Genomic DNA, 15,955 nt, shown 5'->3' with positions numbered 1-15,955 from the left:
CCGGGCTGGCCGGCCTAGGCTGCAGACGGGTGCTGGCCGCCGCCGCTATGCTGTGGCGAACCTGCTGCGAGCGCCGGCAATGGCAACGCGAAGGCAGCGCCGGGCGCGGCGGCGGGAATATGGATCTTCATGGCTGAATCCTTGACTGAATCATCGAGATGGCCGCGCAGGGACACGCACGCCTTGCGTGCGCACCGGTCGCGGCCGCGACAGATCAGCCGAGGATGGTCGGCGGGTGTTGTTCGGGTGGAAGCTCGTTGCCGGTCAGGGTCGGCGTGACCGTCCAATAGACGAGAGCCGGCGCCTGCTGCACAGCTGCCCCTGCGCCGCTCTGGGGGACCGCGAGGAGCGGGACGATGCAGCCCATGGCGGCGATGCAGTCCAGCGTCATGCCCTTGCACGGTGCCTGGGCCGGCTGCGGCTGCTGCTTCTCCATCATTGCCATGCAGTCGGCGTCCATCCCGGACGCCGCGACCGGCACGGGTGCCATCCGCGGTCCGGCGGCATAGGCACCCTCCAGCCCGAACAGCCCGATCAGGGCCCCGAGGAGAATTAGGAGGTGGAACGCGCGCAGCATGGTGGTGACAGCCTAGTGGATTGGGTCGCTTGCAGCAATCGTTACGCTAGTGACGGGCAAAAACGCGTCGGCCGGCAGGGCCGAAGGCGATTACCTCGAACGCCTGCGCGCGCTGGCCGGGAACTTCCATTCCCGGCGAGCCGAGCGGCATGCCGGCGACCGCAAGACCCGACACTCCTTTGGGGCGCTGCGCCAGCGCGCGCTTCATGTCGGCTATAGGGACATGTCCTTCGAACGCCATGCCGTCGATGATCGCGGTGTGGCAGGAGGCGAGATCGCCGGGCATGCCGAACCTCTTGTGGAGCGCCGCGCGCTTGGTGTCGTCGATCATCCGGACCTGCCGTCCGAACTGGGCGCGCACCTGCTGCGCCCATTTCTCGCAGCAGCCGCAGCCGGGATCGCGATAAACTGCGATCTGCTGGGCCGTCAGCGCGGTTGCGGGGAGACCGAGCGCCAGAGCAGCCAGGACAATCTTGATCCGTCTCATATCCATCCTTCGGTTTCGCCGCTTCGCCACACGCCGGCGGAGTTGCGCTCTAATCTTCACGCACGCTTGCGAAGTTTGCGCCGGACCGCGTCACATGCGCGCGAGGATCGCCCTCATCTGGTCGATCTCCTGCGCCTGCGATCGGATGATCCCGTCACACAGTGCCTTGATCTCCGGGTCGCGGATCGAGGCCTCGCGGCACATCAGGATCGCCCCCGAATGGTGCGGGATCATCGAGCGCAGAAAGGCGGTGTCGCCGATCGTCGTCTGCGTCCGGATCAACGCGAACGAGCCAAGAAACACCACGACCGCGCCGACCAGCAGCGCATTGTTGGCCGCGCGCGACGGGAACATGTGGCGCATCGCCAGGATCATCAGCACCACCATCGGCGCGACCATCATCAGCGTCATGTAGAGCATGTTGAGGTTGTTGTAGAAGCTGGACAGGCCGTCGATCATCACGAACATCACCAGATACATGATGATGCCGCTGACCACGGTCTGCAGCGCGAGGCTGGCATAGGCGTTCTTCATCATAGCGCGTCTCTCCCGGGCCGTGCTGCCGGACCAACGCCCGGCGCTTCAAATTTCCCCCTGCGTGCCGTGATCCGTCGCCCTCTCCCTGCCTGCGCCGTATCGGGGCGGCGTCAGAACCAGATGCGCACGCCCGCGACCAAGCTCGTCGTGGTAGGATCCTCGCCGTCGGCGCGCGCGAAATCGGCCGTGCGGCCGGTCTTCGCCTCCCAGGAGACGCCGACATAGGGCGCGAACCGGCGCGAGATGTCGTAGCGCAGCCTGAGTCCCAGTTCGGCATCGGTCAGGCCGGCGCCGATCCGGTTCTCGGGCACGTCCTGCGCCGCGAGGTTGAGCTCGACGCGCGGCTGCAGGATCAGCCGCTGCGTGATGCGCTGGTCGTAATAGCCCTCGAGGCGGCCGAGCAGATCGCCCTTGGTCGAGAGGAACAGCGCGCCTTCGACCTCGAACATGTAGGGCGCGAGCCCCTCGAAGCCGACCGTCGCATAGGTGCGGTCGGGTCCTCGCCCGAAATCCTGGCGGACACCGGCCTGCAGGTTGAAATAGGGACCAACCGCGTGGCTGTAGAGCGCCTGCACCTCAGCGCTTTCGAGCGGCTCGCCGAACGAACCTTCGCCCTCCGACTTGAGCCAAAGGCGGTTGATGTCGCCGCCGACAAAGGCCTCGCCGTCCCAGTGATAGCCGTCACGGCCCTGCCGGGCGCGATATTCGGCCAGGTTGAACATGACCTGATAGAAGGTCTGGCCACCCTGCTCGCGCATCATGCGCTCCCGCGCGCGCGCCATCTCGTCCTTTGGGAACTGCCGGTCGGCAAAATGGTCCATCGGCGGCGGCGGTGCGGGCGCGTCGCCGGCGGGCAGCGCCGTTCCGGTCATTGCCATGCCGCCATGCTCGGCCTGCGGAGCCGCGCCATGCTGGCTGTGGTCCTGCATGTCCATGCCGGGCATCGGCTCGGCCGGCTTGGCCTGATCCGACGCTGGCGGCATCTGGCTCATGTCGTGCGCCGAATGATCCATGCCCTCCATGCTGCCGCTTTGCGGCGTCACCGGCCGCGGCGCAGGCTTGGGCGCGGGCCTGGCGTCAGGCTTCGCCGCCCGCTTCTTGGGCGCGGGCTTTTTCGCGGGCTTCTTCGCCGGAGCGGGCATCTGCATCCCAGGCATGTTCATGCCCTGGTGCTGCGAATGGTCCTGCGCGAGCGCCGGCTGGGCAGAAGCGAGCGCCGTCGACGCCGCGAGCGCGATGAGGAGCCGGTTCATGCCGCATCTCCCTTCGGCCGCACGCTCACGACGCGCATCATGCCCGCTTCCATGTGGTACAGCAGGTGGCAGTGGAACGCCCAGTCGCCGACCGCGTCGGCGGTGAAGTCCCACGTCACCTTGCCGCCGGGCTGGACGAGCACTGTGTGCTTGCGCGGACCATGGTCGCCATGACCGGTCACCAGCTCGAAGAAATGGCCGTGGATATGGATCGGATGGCTCATCATCGTGTCGTTGATGAGGTTCACCCGCACCCGTTCGCCCTCGATAAAGGGGATCGGCTCGTGATGGTCCGACATCTTCTCGCCGTCGAACGACCACATGAAGCGTTCCATGTTGCCGGTGAGGTGGATGTCGATGCTGCGCGACGGCGCGCGCACGTCGGGGTTGCGGTCGAGCGCCATCAGGTCCTTGTAGACCAGCACCTTGTGCCCGGCATCCTCGAGGCCCTGGCCGGGCTCGCCGGTGCGGTCCATCGGCATCGGCGAGATCGTCTGCACGCCGGGGCCCTTCCTGACCTGCGGGGCATTGGAAAAGTCGCGCATCCTCATCGAGCCCATGTCCATCGCGCCATGGTCCATGCCCGGCATCGATCCGTGATCCATGCCCGGCATCGCGCCATGGTCCATCCCGGGCATTGCGCCATGATCCATTCCCGGCATCGCGCCATGATCCATGCCACCCATTGCGGCAGCACCGCCCGTGGCGAGCGTCGCCGACGCATTCTGCTCGGCGCTGGGGTCGACGCCGCGGGCCGGGCCCGACATGTCCATGCCCTCCATCCCGGGCATGCTCGACATGTCCATGCCCATGTCCTTCATCGTCGCGAGCGGGCGCTTGCGCAGCGGCGGCACTTCGCCGGCCATGCCCGGCCGGGGCGCCAGCGTCGCGCGCGCCATTCCCGAGCGGTCGACTGCCTCGGCGGCGATCGTATAGGCCTTGTCCTCGGCCGGCGTGACGATCGCGTCATAGGTCTCGGCGACGCCGATCTGGAATTCCTCCACTTCGACCGGATGGACGTTCTGGCCGTCGGCCTGGACAATCGAGAGCCGGAGCCCGGGGACGCGCACGTTGAAATTGGTCATCGCCGAGGCGTTGATCACGCGCAGCCGCACGCGCTCGCCGGGCTTGAACAGGCCCGTCCAGTTGTCGCGCGGGCCATGCCCGTTGACGACATAGGTGTAGGCGGCGCCGGTGGCGTCGGACACGTCGGTCGGGTCCATCCGCATGGCGCCCCAGTCAATCCGGTCCTTGAGCTTCTGGTCCTTGCCCGAAAGCAGGCCGGCAAGCGTCTGGCGCTGGAAGTTGAAATGTCCCGGATCGACCTTCATCCGGCGGAAGATCTCCTGCGGCGAGAGTTCGCTGTGGTCGGCGAGCACGAGCACATGCTCGCGGTCGTACTGGACCGGATCGGGCCCGGCGGGATCGATCACGATCGGACCGTAATGGCCAAGCTGCTCCTGGAGCCCCGAATGGCTGTGATACCAATAGGTGCCGTTCTGCCGGAGCGGGAATTCGTAGAGGAAACTCGAACGCGGCTTGATGCCGGGAAAGGACACGCCCGGAACGCCGTCGAACTGCGGTGGCACGAGCAGGCCGTGCCAATGGATCGAACTGTCCTCGTCCAGATCGTTGACGACGTTGAGCCGCACCGTCTGGCCTTCGCGCAGGCGCAGCAGCGGCGCGGGTACGGTGCCGTTGATGCCGATGGCCTTGGACTTGCGGCCGTCCAGGGCCAACGTCATCCGCGCGATCTTGAGCGTGATGTCGTTGCCCGAGAGCGTCGGCAACGGCCGGACGATGCCGGGCGAGACGGTCTGGGCCCAGGCCGGCAGCCAGCTGACGGCGGCGAACCCGCCCGCGGTTAGGGTCGCACCGCGCAGCAACTGTCGGCGGTTGATCTTTTTTGTCATTGTTATCCCCGTGACGGGCCTGAGCCTTTGATTGCAGGTACGCATGGGCGCGGCGATGCCCTCACCGCGGAACCGTTTTTCTGCCGCAGCTCAGATAGGGTTTGCCATTATGTCAGGGTCAAGAGGCGTCAGGATTGCCGCAATTGCTCGCTGAGCCTCGCCCGGGCCCGTCGCACGCGCGTCTCGACCGCCTTCTCGGTGATGCCGAGGATCGCCGCGGTTTCCGACTGGCTCAGATCCTGGACCGTGCGCAACACGAGCGGCTCGCGCAGCTGCGCGGGAAGCGCGGCGATCGCGCGCCCGACGCGCTGCACTTCGGCGCGATCCGCGGCTTCGGCATCCGGCAGCGCCCGGTCCTCGGGAACCTGCGCACTGCTCGCGTCGAGCGGCAGTGCAAAGGCGAACAGGCGGCGCACCGCGCGGCGCCGTCGCCAGTCCCGGCATTTGTTGAGCGCGATGGTCGCCAGCCAGCGCCGCATCGGGCGCAGCCCGTCATAGCGGCCGAGCGCGCGATGCGCCGCGACGAACGTCTCCTGGACAAGATCGAGCGCTTCTTCGGGATCGCCGATATTGCCCGCGACGATACGGTAGATCGCGTCGCGGTGCCGACGCATGATCTCGGCAAAAGCGGTGTCCCGCCCGCTTTGGCTCAGGGTCGCGAGTTCGCCGTCGCTCAGTGCGGACAGGTCGAGGCTCACCGCGCGTCGGCGGTCAGCGCCTTCACCACTGCCCGGTCGAATTTGGCCGCCTGGTCGGGGCGCAGAATCTGCCGCATCGCGAAGATGTGCCCGAGCGTCGCCTTTTGAAGCTCGCCCATGGCGACATGCGACGCATCGACCGCCGCCGTGACCTTCGGCCCGTTGCCGTGCTCGGCCTGGATCGCATCGGCAAGCCGCGCATTGGCGGCGCGCAGTTCGAACTCGAGCGCTCGGCGGCGTACCGCGAATTGCTGCTCGATCGCCTCGATACGCGCCTCCTGGCCCGCGTCGAGCTTGAGCTGATGGTGCAGGACTTCATGCAATTCGGTCGATTGCGTCCGCGCCGGGATCAGCATGCGGCCGGCAAGGACGCCCGCGATACCCGCGAGGAAGGCGATGACGGCGAGGCCGACCGTCCAGCGCCAGGGTCTCATCAACCGGATGCCAGCAGTGTCGACGGAGCCAGGGGGCTCGACGGGCCGAACGGCGACAGGGTGTTCGGCGCAGCCACCGCCGTGACCGGGCTGCCGGCGGCCACGCCAAGGCCAAGGGCTGCCACCACCGCGATCGCGCCAATCCGCAGCCGGTTGGTCGCCTGCGCGGCGAACGCCGCTTCCTCGCGCACCCGCGCGAACACTCTGTCCTCGATCTCCGCGAGGCCGGGAGGCACCGGCGCGGCCGAAAGCCTGCCCAGCACCTCATCCAGTTCCATGTTCATGTCATCGCTCCGCTCGCCCCTCTTCTGCCTATACGCAGATGGACCGGCAATCCCTCGCGCATAGCTTCTCTCTGGCATCTCCTCGTCCGGGCGCTAGTTGATGAGGGTTGCGCGTCGCCAATGCGTATTGTCCATAAGACCGGCATCTCGCCGGCGTCCTGGAGTGAACCTCGAATGCGCTTTGCCCCTGTTTTCGCCCTTGCGGCGCTCGTCGCGCCGCTTCCGGCCCTTGCCCATCCCAAGCTCGTCTCGGCGACGCCGGCGCCCAATTCGGCGACTGCGCCGACCGCGCGCGTACAGCTCGTCTTCTCCGAGCGGCTGGTCGCGCAGTTCTCCGGCGCTGATGTCGTGATGACCGAGATGCCGGGCATGAAGATGCACGGACCGATGAAGATGCCCGTCAAGGCGAGCGTTGCCGGGGACGGCAAGACGCTGGTGCTGACGCTGGCGAAGCCGCTTCCCAAGGGCAGCTACCGCGTCGACTGGCATGTCGTGTCGGCCGATACCCACCGCGTGCAGGGCAATTACAGCTTCAAAGTCCAGTAAGGATGGACGTAATCGCGGTCGCCCTCCGGTTCGGACTCTATCTCGACCTGATGGTGCTGTTCGGCGTCGCCGCGTTCGGCCTTTACGGCCTGCGCGGCGACGAACGCCGGTCGGGCGCCGCGATTGCCTTCCGTCCGCTGCTTGGCGGCACGGCATTGCTTGGCCTGCTGCTGTCGGCGGCGGGACTGGCCGCGCTGGCCGCCGCGATGGCCGGCGTGCCGCTGATCGCGGTCGATTCCGCCTCGATCACCATGATTGTCAGCGGGACCGCGGTCGGAACCGCCTGGATCATGCGCATGGCAGCTTGTGCCTTTGTGCTCGCTTCGGTCCTGCTTGCCAGCACCCGTCCGATCGCCATGTTGTCGGGCGCCGGGCTCGGCGGCGCGGTCGCGCTTGCCAGCCTCGCATGGGGCGGTCACGCTGCAATGCGCGAGGGTGCTGCCGGTGCCGCCCATCTCGGCTCGGACATTCTTCATCTGCTTGCCGCCGGAATCTGGGTCGGTGCGCTGGTCGCGCTCCTCCTGCTCGTCTTCCGGCGAAGCGACCGAATGACCTCCGACGATCTCAGGCTCTCGCATCGCGCGCTGGATGGATTCGCGACCGTCGGAACGATCGTCGTTGCGACGCTGATCGTCACCGGCACCGTCAACCTGTTGCTGGTGGTCGGTTTCGATCAGCTCGGCGGCCTGCCAGGATCGCTCTATGGCCAGCTCCTGCTTCTCAAGCTCGCGGCGTTCGCCGTGATGCTCGGTCTCGCCGCATCGCACCGCTTCCGGCTCGTACCGGCCTTCGAGCGGGCGCTCGCGGCCGAGGACCACCGGGCCGCGCTTGCCGTGCTGCGGACAAGCCTGGTCGTCGAAACCCTCTGCGCGGCGCTGATCCTCGCGCTGGTGGCGTGGCTCGGCACGCTCGAGCCGATGCCGGCCTGAGGCAGGGCGGTACGATCGGACGGCGAGCGGGCGAGGGCACCGCGCTCGCGCCGCGTAGTTAATGAGAGATGCCGCAGGAGAACTGCGCTATGCCAACCCATTCACGCCGCCAGGATCGGTCCCCGCATCCATACGCCGGTTACGGAAGGGAATTGGATGGGCCCTCGCCTCATCCGGATTTTCCTGCTTGACCCTGACATGATGTCAAACCCTATCTGATACTGCGTTGGAGGAATCGACGCATGAATCACGACCACGCACACCATGGCCACGGCAAGAGCTGCTGCTCGAGTCAAGGCGATCCGGCGCCCGACGCTGCGGCACAGGTCAAGGATCCGGTCTGCGGCATGACCGTCGATCCGGCGAAGACGCAGCATCATGCCTGGCATGACGGCGAAGCGTTCCATTTCTGCAGCGCCGGTTGCCGGACGAAGTTCCTGGCGGACCCCGAACACTATCTGGGCGATGCACCGCGTGCCCTACCCGAGGCGACGCCGGGTGCGATGTGGACCTGTCCGATGCATCCGCAAATTCGCCAGGAAGGCCCCGGCACCTGTCCGATCTGCGGCATGGCGCTCGAGCCCGAGGAGCCGACGCTCGACGATCGGCCCAACCCCGAACTGGTCGACTTCACCCGCCGGCTGTGGGTGTCGGCGATCCTCACCGTGCCGCTGCTCGCCGTGTCGATGGGCGCGGAGATGCTCGGGCTCCAGCTGGTGCGCCCCGCCGCCTCGCCCTGGGTGCAGCTCGCGCTCACGGCGCCGATCGTGCTGTGGGGCGGCCTGCCCTTTTTCGAGCGCGGCTGGGCGTCGCTCAAGTCGCGCCACTACAATATGTTCACGCTGATCGCGATCGGGGTCGGCGCGGCGTTCCTCTACAGTCTGGTTGCGACGCTCGCGCCGCAGCTGTTCCCGCCGAGCTTCCGCCAGCACGGCATGATGATCCCGGTCTACTACGAAGCCGCAGGCGTGGTGGTCACGCTCGTGCTGCTCGGTCAGGTCCTCGAGCTCAGGGCGCGGGCCGCCACGGGTCGTGCGATCCGCGCGCTGATGGACCTCGCGCCGAAGCTTGCGCGCCGGATCGGTGCGGACGGCAGCGAAGCCGAAGTGACGCTTGCCGACGTGGTCGCCGGCGATCGACTGCGCGTTCGGCCGGGCGAGGCGGTACCGGTCGACGGGATCGTGCTCGAGGGCCGCTCGTCGGTCGATGAGTCGATGCTGACCGGCGAGCCCGCGCCCGTGCTCAAGGAAGCAGGCGCGCAGCTGACCGGCGGCACCGTCAACGGCACCGGCAGCCTGGTGATGGAAGCGCGCGCAGTCGGATCGGACACCGTGCTCGCGCGCATCGTGAGGATGGTCGCCGAAGCGCAGCGCAGCCGCGCGCCGATTCAGGCCGTCGCCGACCGCATCTCGGGCTGGTTCGTGCCGCTCGTCGTGTTGATCGCGGTCGCGGCCTTCGTCGTGTGGATCCTGGTCGGTCCCGAGCCCGCCTTCGGGCATGCGCTGCTCAACGCCATTGCGGTGCTGATCATCGCCTGTCCCTGTGCGCTCGGCCTCGCCACGCCGATGTCGATCATGGTCGGTACCGGACGCGGCGCGCATGCCGGTGTGCTGATCAAGAATGCCGAGGCGCTCCAGGCGCTGGAAAAGGTCGACACTTTGGTGATCGACAAGACCGGGACGCTCACCGAGGGCCGGCCCAAACTGGTGGCGATCGAGCCGGTTGCCGGTCTGACAGAAGACGAGCTGCTCGCCGCAGCGGCTGCCGTCGAAAGCCGCTCGGAGCACCCGCTCGCCCATGCGATCGTCCAGGCCGCCGAGGAGCGCGGGCTCAAGCTCGATGACGTCGACGGTTTCGACTCGCAGACCGGGCTTGGGATCAGCGGCCGTGTCGGCGGACGAACGATCGTCGTGGGCAACGCGGCGCAGATGCGTCGGGTCGGCGCAGATCCGGCGCCGCTCGAAGCCGCCGCCGAACGGCATCGCGGCGCGGGAGCAGGCGTGATGCTGGTCGCGATCGACGGCAAGGTGGCGGGGCTGCTCGCCGTCGCCGACCCGATCAAGGAGTCCGCCCGCGACGCGATCGCGGCGCTCCACGCCGAGGGGCTGCGCATCGTCATGCTGACCGGCGACAGCCGCGGCACGGCCGAGGCGATCGCCCGCACGATCGGCGGCATCGACGAGGTCCATGCCGATCTTCGCCCCGAGGACAAGGCGCGGATCGTCGGCGAGCTCAAGGCCAAGGGCGCGCGGGTCGCGATGGCGGGCGACGGCATCAACGATGCCCCCGCGCTTGCCGCCGCCGATGTCGGCGTGGCGATGGGAACGGGTACCGACGTCGCGATCGAGAGCGCGGGCATGACGCTGACCAAGGGCGATCTCAACGCGATGGTGCGTGCGCGCCGGCTGGCGAAGGCGACGATGGCGAACATCCGCCAGAATCTGTTCTTCTCGTTCCTGTTCAACGGCATCGGCGTTCCCGTCGCGGCGGGGGTGCTCTATCCGGTCGCGGGCATCCTCATGTCGCCGATGTTCGCCGGCGCGGCGATGGCGCTGTCGAGCTTCACGGTGGTATTGAATGCGCTACGATTGAACGCGGTGAAGTTATGAATATCGGCCAGGCGTCGAAGGCGAGCGGCGTCTCCCAACGCATGATCCGCCATTACGAGAAGCTTGGCCTGATTCCCCCGCCGCCGCGCCGCGACAGCGGCTATCGCGACTATTCAGACGCGGATGTTGGCCGGCTGCGCTTCATTGCACATGCGCGCGATCTCGGATTTCCGATCGAGGAGATCCGCTCGTTGCTCAGCCTTTGGCAGGAAAGGAGCCGTTCGAGCGCTGACGTGAAGGCGCTCGCCACTGCGCGCGCTGAGGAACTCGGCCGCAAAGCGAGGGCACTTGAAGAGATGCGGGCAAGTTTGCTGGATCTCGCGAGACGATGTCACGGCGACGATCGGCCGGATTGTCCGATCATCGAGACGCTGGCGCGCTAGGTGCCAACCTGGTTAGCAGCCACGCGGGTCCGTCCGCAAAGGACGCAGGCGCGGCCCGAGAGCACGCCCAACACCTGCGCCCAGCCCCGTACCCCATCCACGGCCCTTCCCAGGCGTACGCGATGGCCTGCGTTGCGGCAGGTTGTCATGCTCATCTGGCATCGCGGGCCTCGTCGGCGGCATCCCTCAGGATCTCGATCCCACCCTTGATCGCAATCGCGGCCACGGCCGCGCCAACAACGAGATCGGGCCAGTTCTGGCCGGTCCAGAGCACGACCACCCCGGCGACCACGATCCCACCGTTGGAAACGAAGTCGTTGAAGCTGAACGTCGTCGCCGCCCGCAGGTTCACGTCCGGCTCTTCCAGCCGCTTCAGCAGCCAAAGGCAGATCCCGTTCACAACTGCGCCGATCACCGCCATTGCGATCATGTCGGAACCTAGCGGCTCGCTACCGATCAGGTAGCGTCGCCCCGCGTCGAGCAGGACACCTGCCGCGAAGATCAGCAGAAGCGTGCCGGAGACACGCGCCGCAGCGCGCTTCCAGGCGCCCGCACGGGTAAGCGCCACGAGGCTGATGACATAGACCAGCGCATCGGACGCATTATCGAGACCGTTGGCTATCAATGCGCTCGAATCTGCCAGCGCTCCCGTGATTCCAAACCCCGCCGCGAGCGCAACGTTCAGCACCAGAACGATCCACAAGGTGCGGCGCTTGGCCGCCGTGTCGAACGAAAAGGACTTCTCGCTCAAGCCTTCACCTCGCGCTTTCGCTGCGGATCAGCATCTCGCGACCGAAGAACCAAGGGGACATAGTCGGCAGCACGAACGGCGTCGACAGCATCACAGAGATCATCCGCGGTCCGCCGTGTCGGTCGCCCCGGAGTCATCGACCTGACTCTCGCGTTCAGGCTTCAGGGCGTCGCGCAGCGCGCGACCCCAATGCTTGCGCCAGGGACGTAGCGGAGAGGGAACGGCGAGCCCGAGCTGTCCTGCTCGTCCGCGGATTGCATCCTGCCTACGCTCCATCTGGCGCGCGATACTTGCTGGCGGCTCGCGGCGCTCGATCAGCTGCCGAAGAAGTGCATCATCGGCCTCTGACCAAAGACGCCGGTCATTTGGCCGGCTACGCCTGTGGTCCGCGCCTTCCGTCGGCGGCGTGCTCCCTGGGCCCCGCCTGGTCATCTCCGCGGCTTTCTGAAGCCATTGCGGGGTGCCCGCCGGACGGGGGCCGGAGTGCGCGACTTCTTGCCCTCGACATGACTCCGAAGGTCATCATCTGCTTCGCACATCCGGGAATGCGCCGCGTTTCTGGCCGCGCGGCTCATCAGCAGCGCAAACGCCCCCCGAAATTCCACCCAGTGCCGCAATCGGGTGCCCGTCGGAAGGCGCGAAAGCTCCCAGGATTCGATGTGCTGGAAGACGTGCCGGTATCCCATTTGCCATTCCAGCGCGGTATCGCGCTCCAGGCGCGTGATCACCGCGGGAGAGTGCCGAACCCTCCGGCTGCGGAGGATGGCGGTAAATTCGTAATCCACCTCGGCGCCGAGCGTCGCCTCGCCGGAAAGCCGGATGAAAGGATGCCAGCCACAGTAGCCTGGAAAGTCGCTCAAAACGCGCCAGACCTGAGCCGGCGGCGCGGCGATCGCTGTCTCGTTCTCGATGATTCTCATGCCCCGCGATCCTTGTACGCGAGCAGGCGCAGCGCATTGAACACGACCACGAGAGTGGAGCCTTCGTGGGCCGCGACCGCTGGACCGATGCCAAGGCCGAGAATCGTGGCGGGCACCAGGACCGCCACGACCCCGAGACTGACGAAGACGTTCTGACGAATGATCCTGCGCGTGCTGCGGCTGAGCCCGACCGCGAACGGCAGATGCGCCAGATCGTCGGCCATCAGCGCAACGTCGGCGGTCTCGAGCGCAACGTCGGATCCGGCAGCGCCCATCGCAATTCCGACGGTGGCGTTCGCCATTGCGGGGGCGTCGTTGACACCGTCCCCGACCATCGCAACTTTGCCCTCGCCGCGGAGCCTCTTGATCGCATCGACCTTGTCTTCGGGCATCAGGTCGCCGATCGCCTCGTCAATCCCGACCTCGCTCGCGATCGCCTCGGCAACTTTCTGATTGTCGCCGGAGATCATGATCATCCGCGTGATGCCGAGCTCGCGAAGGCGGGCGAGCGTCGCCTTCGCCGCCTCGCGCGGCGTGTCCATGAGCCCGATCGCGCCAAGATCCTTGTCGCCGCGGCGGACGACCATGGTCGTTCGGCCTCCCTCGCGAAGCTTCGCGATCGCGTCCGCCATTTCGGGGGACAAGGGGGCGACACCGTCGCTGCCGAACATCTCTGCCTTGCCGATCGTGATCTGGTCGCCGTCGATGCGCGCGGTCACACCGCGCCCGGTAAGGCTGCCGAGATCGGTCGCGGTCGGAATCGGACGTTCGCCGAGGCGCTCCGCGCCGTCGCGCGCAATGGCGCGCGCGAGCGGATGGTTGCTGAGCTTTTCGACCGCGACGGCGATGGCGACAAGCTCTTCCTCCTCGACGCCTTCCGCCGGAATCACGTCGGTGATCTGCGGCCGGCCTTCGGTCAGCGTCCCGGTCTTGTCGAAGGCGATGGCGTTCAACGAGCCGAGATTCTCCAGCGGTCCGCCTCCCTTGACCAGCACGCCGCCGCGCGCGGCGCGCGCAACGCCCGAGAGGACGGCGCTCGGCGTGGCGATGGCGAGCGCGCAGGGGCTCGCGGCGACGAGCACCGCCATCGCGCGGTAGAAGCTGTCGCGGAACGGCTCGTCCACGATGACCCATGCGAACAGCAACGCGACGGTCAGCGCGAGCACCGAGGGCACGAAGATTCGCTCGAAGCGGTCGGTGAAGCGCTGGGTGGGCGATCGTTGCGTCTCGGCCTCGCTCACCATCTTGACCACTTTTGCCAGCGCGCTGTCGGTGGACTTCCTGGTGACCTCGATCTCGATCAGTCCGCTGCCGTTGATCGTGCCCGCAAAAACCCGATTGGCGGCCTCGACCGTATCCGGCGCGGCACTGGCTGCCGGGTGATCCATCACCGGCCTTTTGTCGACCGGCATGCTCTCGCCCGTGACCGGCGCCTGGTTGACGCTGCTCGTGCCCTTGATGAGGAATCCGTCGGCAGCGATCCGCTCGTCGGGCTTGACGATGACGGTGTCGCCGATCTGCAGCTCCTCGACCGGAATCTCCGATTGCTCGTCTCCGCGACGGACCAGGGCGGTATCCGGCGCGAGTTCGGCAAGCGCCTCGATTGCGCGCTTGGCACGTCCCATCGCATAATGTTCGAGGGCATGGCCCAGGCTGAACAGGAAAAGGAGCAGCGCGCCTTCCGCCCAGGCCCCCAGCGCGGCCGCGCCCGCCGCGGCGACGAGCATCAGCGTGTCGATCTCGAACCGTTTGAGTCTCAGATTGTCGATGGCCTCGCGCATCGTGAAATAGCCGCCGAATCCGTACGCGCCGACAAAAAGTGCGATCGGCAGCCATGCCGGCGCAGGTACCAGTTTCTCAATCGCAAATCCGATGCCGAGCAGGGCGCCGCACAGCAGCGCGAAGATCAGCTCGCTGTTCGCGCCGAAAATGCCGCCATGAGCGTGCCCATGTCCGCCTTCCGCGTCGCCATGTTCGTGATCCCCGTCATGATCGTGCGCCTCGCCCGGCGTGTGCGCGTCGCCGGTCGCGGGTTCCGCCGTGCCTCGATCGAGGCCGGCGGCGCGCGGCTTGGGGCCGCGCTTCGGGCGCTCATGGATGCCTATCTGGCCGAGGAAGCTGCGCAGGGCTTCCTCCGACAAAGCGGACCGGTCGAACTCGATCCGAACCGTACCTGCGGCGCTGGCTTCGGCTTCCTGCACGCCTTTCACGCGGAGCAATTGCTCCGCGACGCTGCGGGCGCGGCGCTGGTGGCCGATCCCGTCGACATTCAATGCAAGATGTCCGTAGCTTTCGGTCAACCTGGCACCGGCACCGATGACGATATCGTTGATCCGGGCGAGCGACAGCGTGTCGGGATCGTAATGCACGCAAAGCTGTGCAGGCGCGTTCGGTTCGGTGCCCTTGACGACATGGACCTGCTCTATGCCCGGCCTGCCGGCGAGTTCGCCCTTCAGCCGATCGACACAGGCATCGGCTGCGTCGGGGATCTCGGGGAGGATGACGGGGATGTCCAGGCAGAGCTTGGCGCTCATGATCTCGATCCTTCCGGCTGGGAATTGCATTGGCGAGGCGACCGTCTCATCCCAGCATCTCTTCGATGAGCAGCAGGGTGAGGAAGCCGATGAAGAACATCGCGCTGATCAAAGGGCTGTCCGGCCTGGCATGTGCCTCGACCAGCAGTTCTTCGGTGACGAGATAGAGCAGCGCCATCAGGCCGAAGCTGAGGAAGCCGGCGATGACCACCGGCGGAAACTGGGCGACTGGTACCGCCAGCAGCGCACCGGCGGGCAGCAGCAATGCCACCGCGGTGGTGGTCGCCACGACGCGCAGTCGCGAGCGGCTCGTTGCACTGAGCTCGGTCGCCAGCGACAGCCCCAGGAACAGCACTTCGAGCGTGAGCGCGATGGTAAGCAGCAAGCCCGCTCTCGCGCCCGCAACGAAGGCGAGCCCCAGAACCAGCCCATCGATGAGGATATCGAGCCCGATCGCGCCGAGCAGTGCGATCTTGCCTTCAAACCTTTTCTCGATCTCCTTGAGTGCGAGCATCGTCGCCACGCCGAGGCCGCCGCCGATGAGCGTGGCCGCAGGCGACGCCTGATGCATGACCTGTGGGAGGATCTCGGTCGCCGCGGCGGCGAACACAACGCCCGCCGCGAGATGCTGCATTGCGCTGATCATCGCTTCGCTCGGTCGCCGCAATACTGCGGCAAGCGAGCCGAGAAACACTGCGGCGACCGGCACCAGCGTATAGCCGAACGCTAGCATTCGCGCTCTCCCGCCGACGGCCCCGCCATTCGAGTCACGCCGGATCTGCTCGCATGAACGCGCCGCCGAGCACTTCGACGGCTTCCAGTGTGATCAGGCCGAGACCGGGTATGTCGTCGAGGGTCTGCGCAAAGCGGCGCAGCGCGCCTTCCTCGTCGATGATCTCGATGACGACCGAGCGATCACTTTCGAGCACGTGCCGACGATGCTGATGCGCGGAGCGGCCAAAGCCGATCAGCGCCTCGAGGATCGTCGCCCCCGCCAGCCGCGCGTCGCGCGCGCGGCTGGCGACCACTTCGAGGACCTTGCGATCCCCGAAATAGGCGGCCTCATCGGTGTAGATGCGAAGCAGCCTTGTGTTCTGCAT

The 15,955-nt window shown here is 67.0% G+C and carries 17 protein-coding genes; 4 read left to right on the top strand and 13 right to left on the bottom strand.

Features of this window, described 5'->3' with window-relative positions; all coding sequences use genetic code 11:
- Positions 1-214: 214 nt before the first annotated feature.
- The 8 genes from BXU08_RS16730 to BXU08_RS16695 all read right to left on the bottom strand — a co-directional run bounded on the left by BXU08_RS16730 (position 215) and on the right by BXU08_RS16695 (position 6,183).
- The gene (locus BXU08_RS16730) at positions 215-577 is read right to left on the bottom strand and encodes a hypothetical protein (RefSeq protein WP_077511081.1); all 363 of its coding nucleotides are present in this window, start codon (positions 575-577) and stop codon (positions 215-217) included.
- A gap of 46 nt (positions 578-623) precedes the next feature.
- Positions 624-1,064: a DUF411 domain-containing protein gene (locus BXU08_RS16725; protein ID WP_077512541.1), complete on the bottom strand. Its 441-nt coding sequence runs from the start codon at positions 1,062-1,064 to the stop codon at positions 624-626.
- Positions 1,065-1,154: 90 nt separating this feature from the next.
- Positions 1,155-1,601 (bottom strand): DUF305 domain-containing protein, encoded by a 447-nt coding sequence (locus tag BXU08_RS16720; RefSeq protein WP_171982554.1) that lies wholly within the window; start codon positions 1,599-1,601, stop codon positions 1,155-1,157.
- A 110-nt stretch (positions 1,602-1,711) separates the two neighbouring features.
- Entirely contained in the window at positions 1,712-2,854 is a 1,143-nt protein-coding gene (locus BXU08_RS16715; RefSeq protein WP_077511080.1) for a copper resistance protein B, read from the bottom strand.
- Entirely contained in the window at positions 2,851-4,767 is a 1,917-nt protein-coding gene (locus tag BXU08_RS16710) for a copper resistance system multicopper oxidase (RefSeq protein ID WP_077511079.1), read from the bottom strand. Before BXU08_RS16710 ends, BXU08_RS16715 begins: the two co-directional genes overlap by 4 nt.
- 128 nt (positions 4,768-4,895) lie before the next feature.
- Positions 4,896-5,465 (bottom strand): RNA polymerase sigma factor, encoded by a 570-nt coding sequence (locus BXU08_RS16705; protein ID WP_077511078.1) that lies wholly within the window; start codon positions 5,463-5,465, stop codon positions 4,896-4,898.
- Positions 5,462-5,899: a periplasmic heavy metal sensor gene (locus BXU08_RS16700; RefSeq protein WP_077511077.1), complete on the bottom strand. Its 438-nt coding sequence runs from the start codon at positions 5,897-5,899 to the stop codon at positions 5,462-5,464. Before BXU08_RS16700 ends, BXU08_RS16705 begins: the two co-directional genes overlap by 4 nt.
- Positions 5,899-6,183 (bottom strand): hypothetical protein, encoded by a 285-nt coding sequence (locus tag BXU08_RS16695; protein WP_253190407.1) that lies wholly within the window; start codon positions 6,181-6,183, stop codon positions 5,899-5,901. Before BXU08_RS16695 ends, BXU08_RS16700 begins: the two co-directional genes overlap by 1 nt.
- Before the next feature lie 174 nt (positions 6,184-6,357).
- On the opposite strand from BXU08_RS16695, the gene copC reads away from it, so the two are divergent.
- The 4 genes from copC (at position 6,358) to cueR (ending at position 10,650) form a co-directional block, all read left to right on the top strand.
- On the top strand, positions 6,358-6,729 hold the full coding sequence (gene copC, locus BXU08_RS16690; protein ID WP_077511076.1) for a copper homeostasis periplasmic binding protein CopC: 372 nt from the start codon (positions 6,358-6,360) through the stop codon (positions 6,727-6,729).
- A 2-nt stretch (positions 6,730-6,731) separates the two neighbouring features.
- A complete protein-coding gene (gene copD / locus BXU08_RS16685; protein WP_150125558.1) occupies positions 6,732-7,658 on the top strand; it encodes a copper homeostasis membrane protein CopD in 927 nt (308 codons plus the stop codon).
- Positions 7,659-7,900: 242 nt separating this feature from the next.
- Positions 7,901-10,267 carry a heavy metal translocating P-type ATPase gene (locus BXU08_RS16680; RefSeq protein ID WP_077511075.1) on the top strand — a complete coding sequence of 789 codons (2,367 nt, stop codon included), beginning with the start codon at positions 7,901-7,903 and terminating at the stop codon, positions 10,265-10,267.
- Complete coding sequence (gene cueR, locus BXU08_RS16675) at positions 10,264-10,650, top strand: Cu(I)-responsive transcriptional regulator (RefSeq protein ID WP_077511074.1); 387 nt, start codon at positions 10,264-10,266, stop codon at positions 10,648-10,650. Before BXU08_RS16680 ends, cueR begins: the two co-directional genes overlap by 4 nt.
- Before the next feature lie 151 nt (positions 10,651-10,801).
- On the opposite strand, the gene BXU08_RS16670 is transcribed toward cueR, so the two are convergent.
- From BXU08_RS16670 to BXU08_RS16650, 5 genes are all read right to left on the bottom strand, one after another.
- Positions 10,802-11,401 carry a cation transporter gene (locus tag BXU08_RS16670; RefSeq protein WP_077511073.1) on the bottom strand — a complete coding sequence of 200 codons (600 nt, stop codon included), beginning with the start codon at positions 11,399-11,401 and terminating at the stop codon, positions 10,802-10,804.
- Positions 11,402-11,829: 428 nt separating this feature from the next.
- The gene (locus BXU08_RS16665; RefSeq protein ID WP_077511072.1) at positions 11,830-12,321 is read right to left on the bottom strand and encodes an SRPBCC domain-containing protein; all 492 of its coding nucleotides are present in this window, start codon (positions 12,319-12,321) and stop codon (positions 11,830-11,832) included.
- The gene (locus tag BXU08_RS16660; RefSeq protein WP_077512533.1) at positions 12,318-14,855 is read right to left on the bottom strand and encodes a heavy metal translocating P-type ATPase; all 2,538 of its coding nucleotides are present in this window, start codon (positions 14,853-14,855) and stop codon (positions 12,318-12,320) included. The genes BXU08_RS16665 and BXU08_RS16660 overlap by 4 nt, the downstream gene beginning before the upstream one ends.
- A 46-nt stretch (positions 14,856-14,901) precedes the next feature.
- Positions 14,902-15,588 (bottom strand): ZIP family metal transporter, encoded by a 687-nt coding sequence (locus tag BXU08_RS16655; RefSeq protein ID WP_077511071.1) that lies wholly within the window; start codon positions 15,586-15,588, stop codon positions 14,902-14,904.
- 34 nt (positions 15,589-15,622) lie between these two features.
- Positions 15,623-15,955, bottom strand: a complete 333-nt coding sequence (locus tag BXU08_RS16650) for a DUF190 domain-containing protein (protein ID WP_150125557.1) — start codon at positions 15,953-15,955, stop codon at positions 15,623-15,625.

The sequence above is a fragment of the Sphingomonas sp. LM7 genome, from assembly GCF_002002925.1.
Classification (GTDB): domain Bacteria; phylum Pseudomonadota; class Alphaproteobacteria; order Sphingomonadales; family Sphingomonadaceae; genus Sphingomonas.
The sequence above is the reverse complement of the archived record's forward strand: the minus strand, read 5'-3'. Positions and strand labels throughout refer to the sequence as shown.

Bases quoted from the DNA above. Each gene is read 5' to 3' on its own strand.
- BXU08_RS16730 (WP_077511081.1), bottom strand. From the start codon at position 577: ATGCTGCGCGCGTTCCACCTCCTAATTCTCCTCGGGGCCCTGATCGGG.
- BXU08_RS16725 (WP_077512541.1), bottom strand. From the start codon at position 1,064: ATGAGACGGATCAAGATTGTCCTGGCTGCTCTGGCGCTCGGTCTCCCC.
- BXU08_RS16720 (WP_171982554.1), bottom strand. From the start codon at position 1,601: ATGATGAAGAACGCCTATGCCAGCCTCGCGCTGCAGACCGTGGTCAGC.
- BXU08_RS16715 (WP_077511080.1), bottom strand. From the start codon at position 2,854: ATGAACCGGCTCCTCATCGCGCTCGCGGCGTCGACGGCGCTCGCTTCT.
- BXU08_RS16710 (WP_077511079.1), bottom strand. From the start codon at position 4,767: ATGACAAAAAAGATCAACCGCCGACAGTTGCTGCGCGGTGCGACCCTA.
- BXU08_RS16700 (WP_077511077.1), bottom strand. From the start codon at position 5,899: ATGAGACCCTGGCGCTGGACGGTCGGCCTCGCCGTCATCGCCTTCCTC.
- BXU08_RS16695 (WP_253190407.1), bottom strand. From the start codon at position 6,183: ATGAACATGGAACTGGATGAGGTGCTGGGCAGGCTTTCGGCCGCGCCG.
- copC (WP_077511076.1), top strand. From the start codon at position 6,358: ATGCGCTTTGCCCCTGTTTTCGCCCTTGCGGCGCTCGTCGCGCCGCTT.
- copD (WP_150125558.1), top strand. From the start codon at position 6,732: ATGGACGTAATCGCGGTCGCCCTCCGGTTCGGACTCTATCTCGACCTG.
- BXU08_RS16680 (WP_077511075.1), top strand. From the start codon at position 7,901: ATGAATCACGACCACGCACACCATGGCCACGGCAAGAGCTGCTGCTCG.
- cueR (WP_077511074.1), top strand. From the start codon at position 10,264: ATGAATATCGGCCAGGCGTCGAAGGCGAGCGGCGTCTCCCAACGCATG.
- BXU08_RS16665 (WP_077511072.1), bottom strand. From the start codon at position 12,321: ATGAGAATCATCGAGAACGAGACAGCGATCGCCGCGCCGCCGGCTCAG.
- BXU08_RS16660 (WP_077512533.1), bottom strand. From the start codon at position 14,855: ATGAGCGCCAAGCTCTGCCTGGACATCCCCGTCATCCTCCCCGAGATC.
- BXU08_RS16655 (WP_077511071.1), bottom strand. From the start codon at position 15,588: ATGCTAGCGTTCGGCTATACGCTGGTGCCGGTCGCCGCAGTGTTTCTC.
- BXU08_RS16650 (WP_150125557.1), bottom strand. From the start codon at position 15,955: ATGCAGAACACAAGGCTGCTTCGCATCTACACCGATGAGGCCGCCTAT.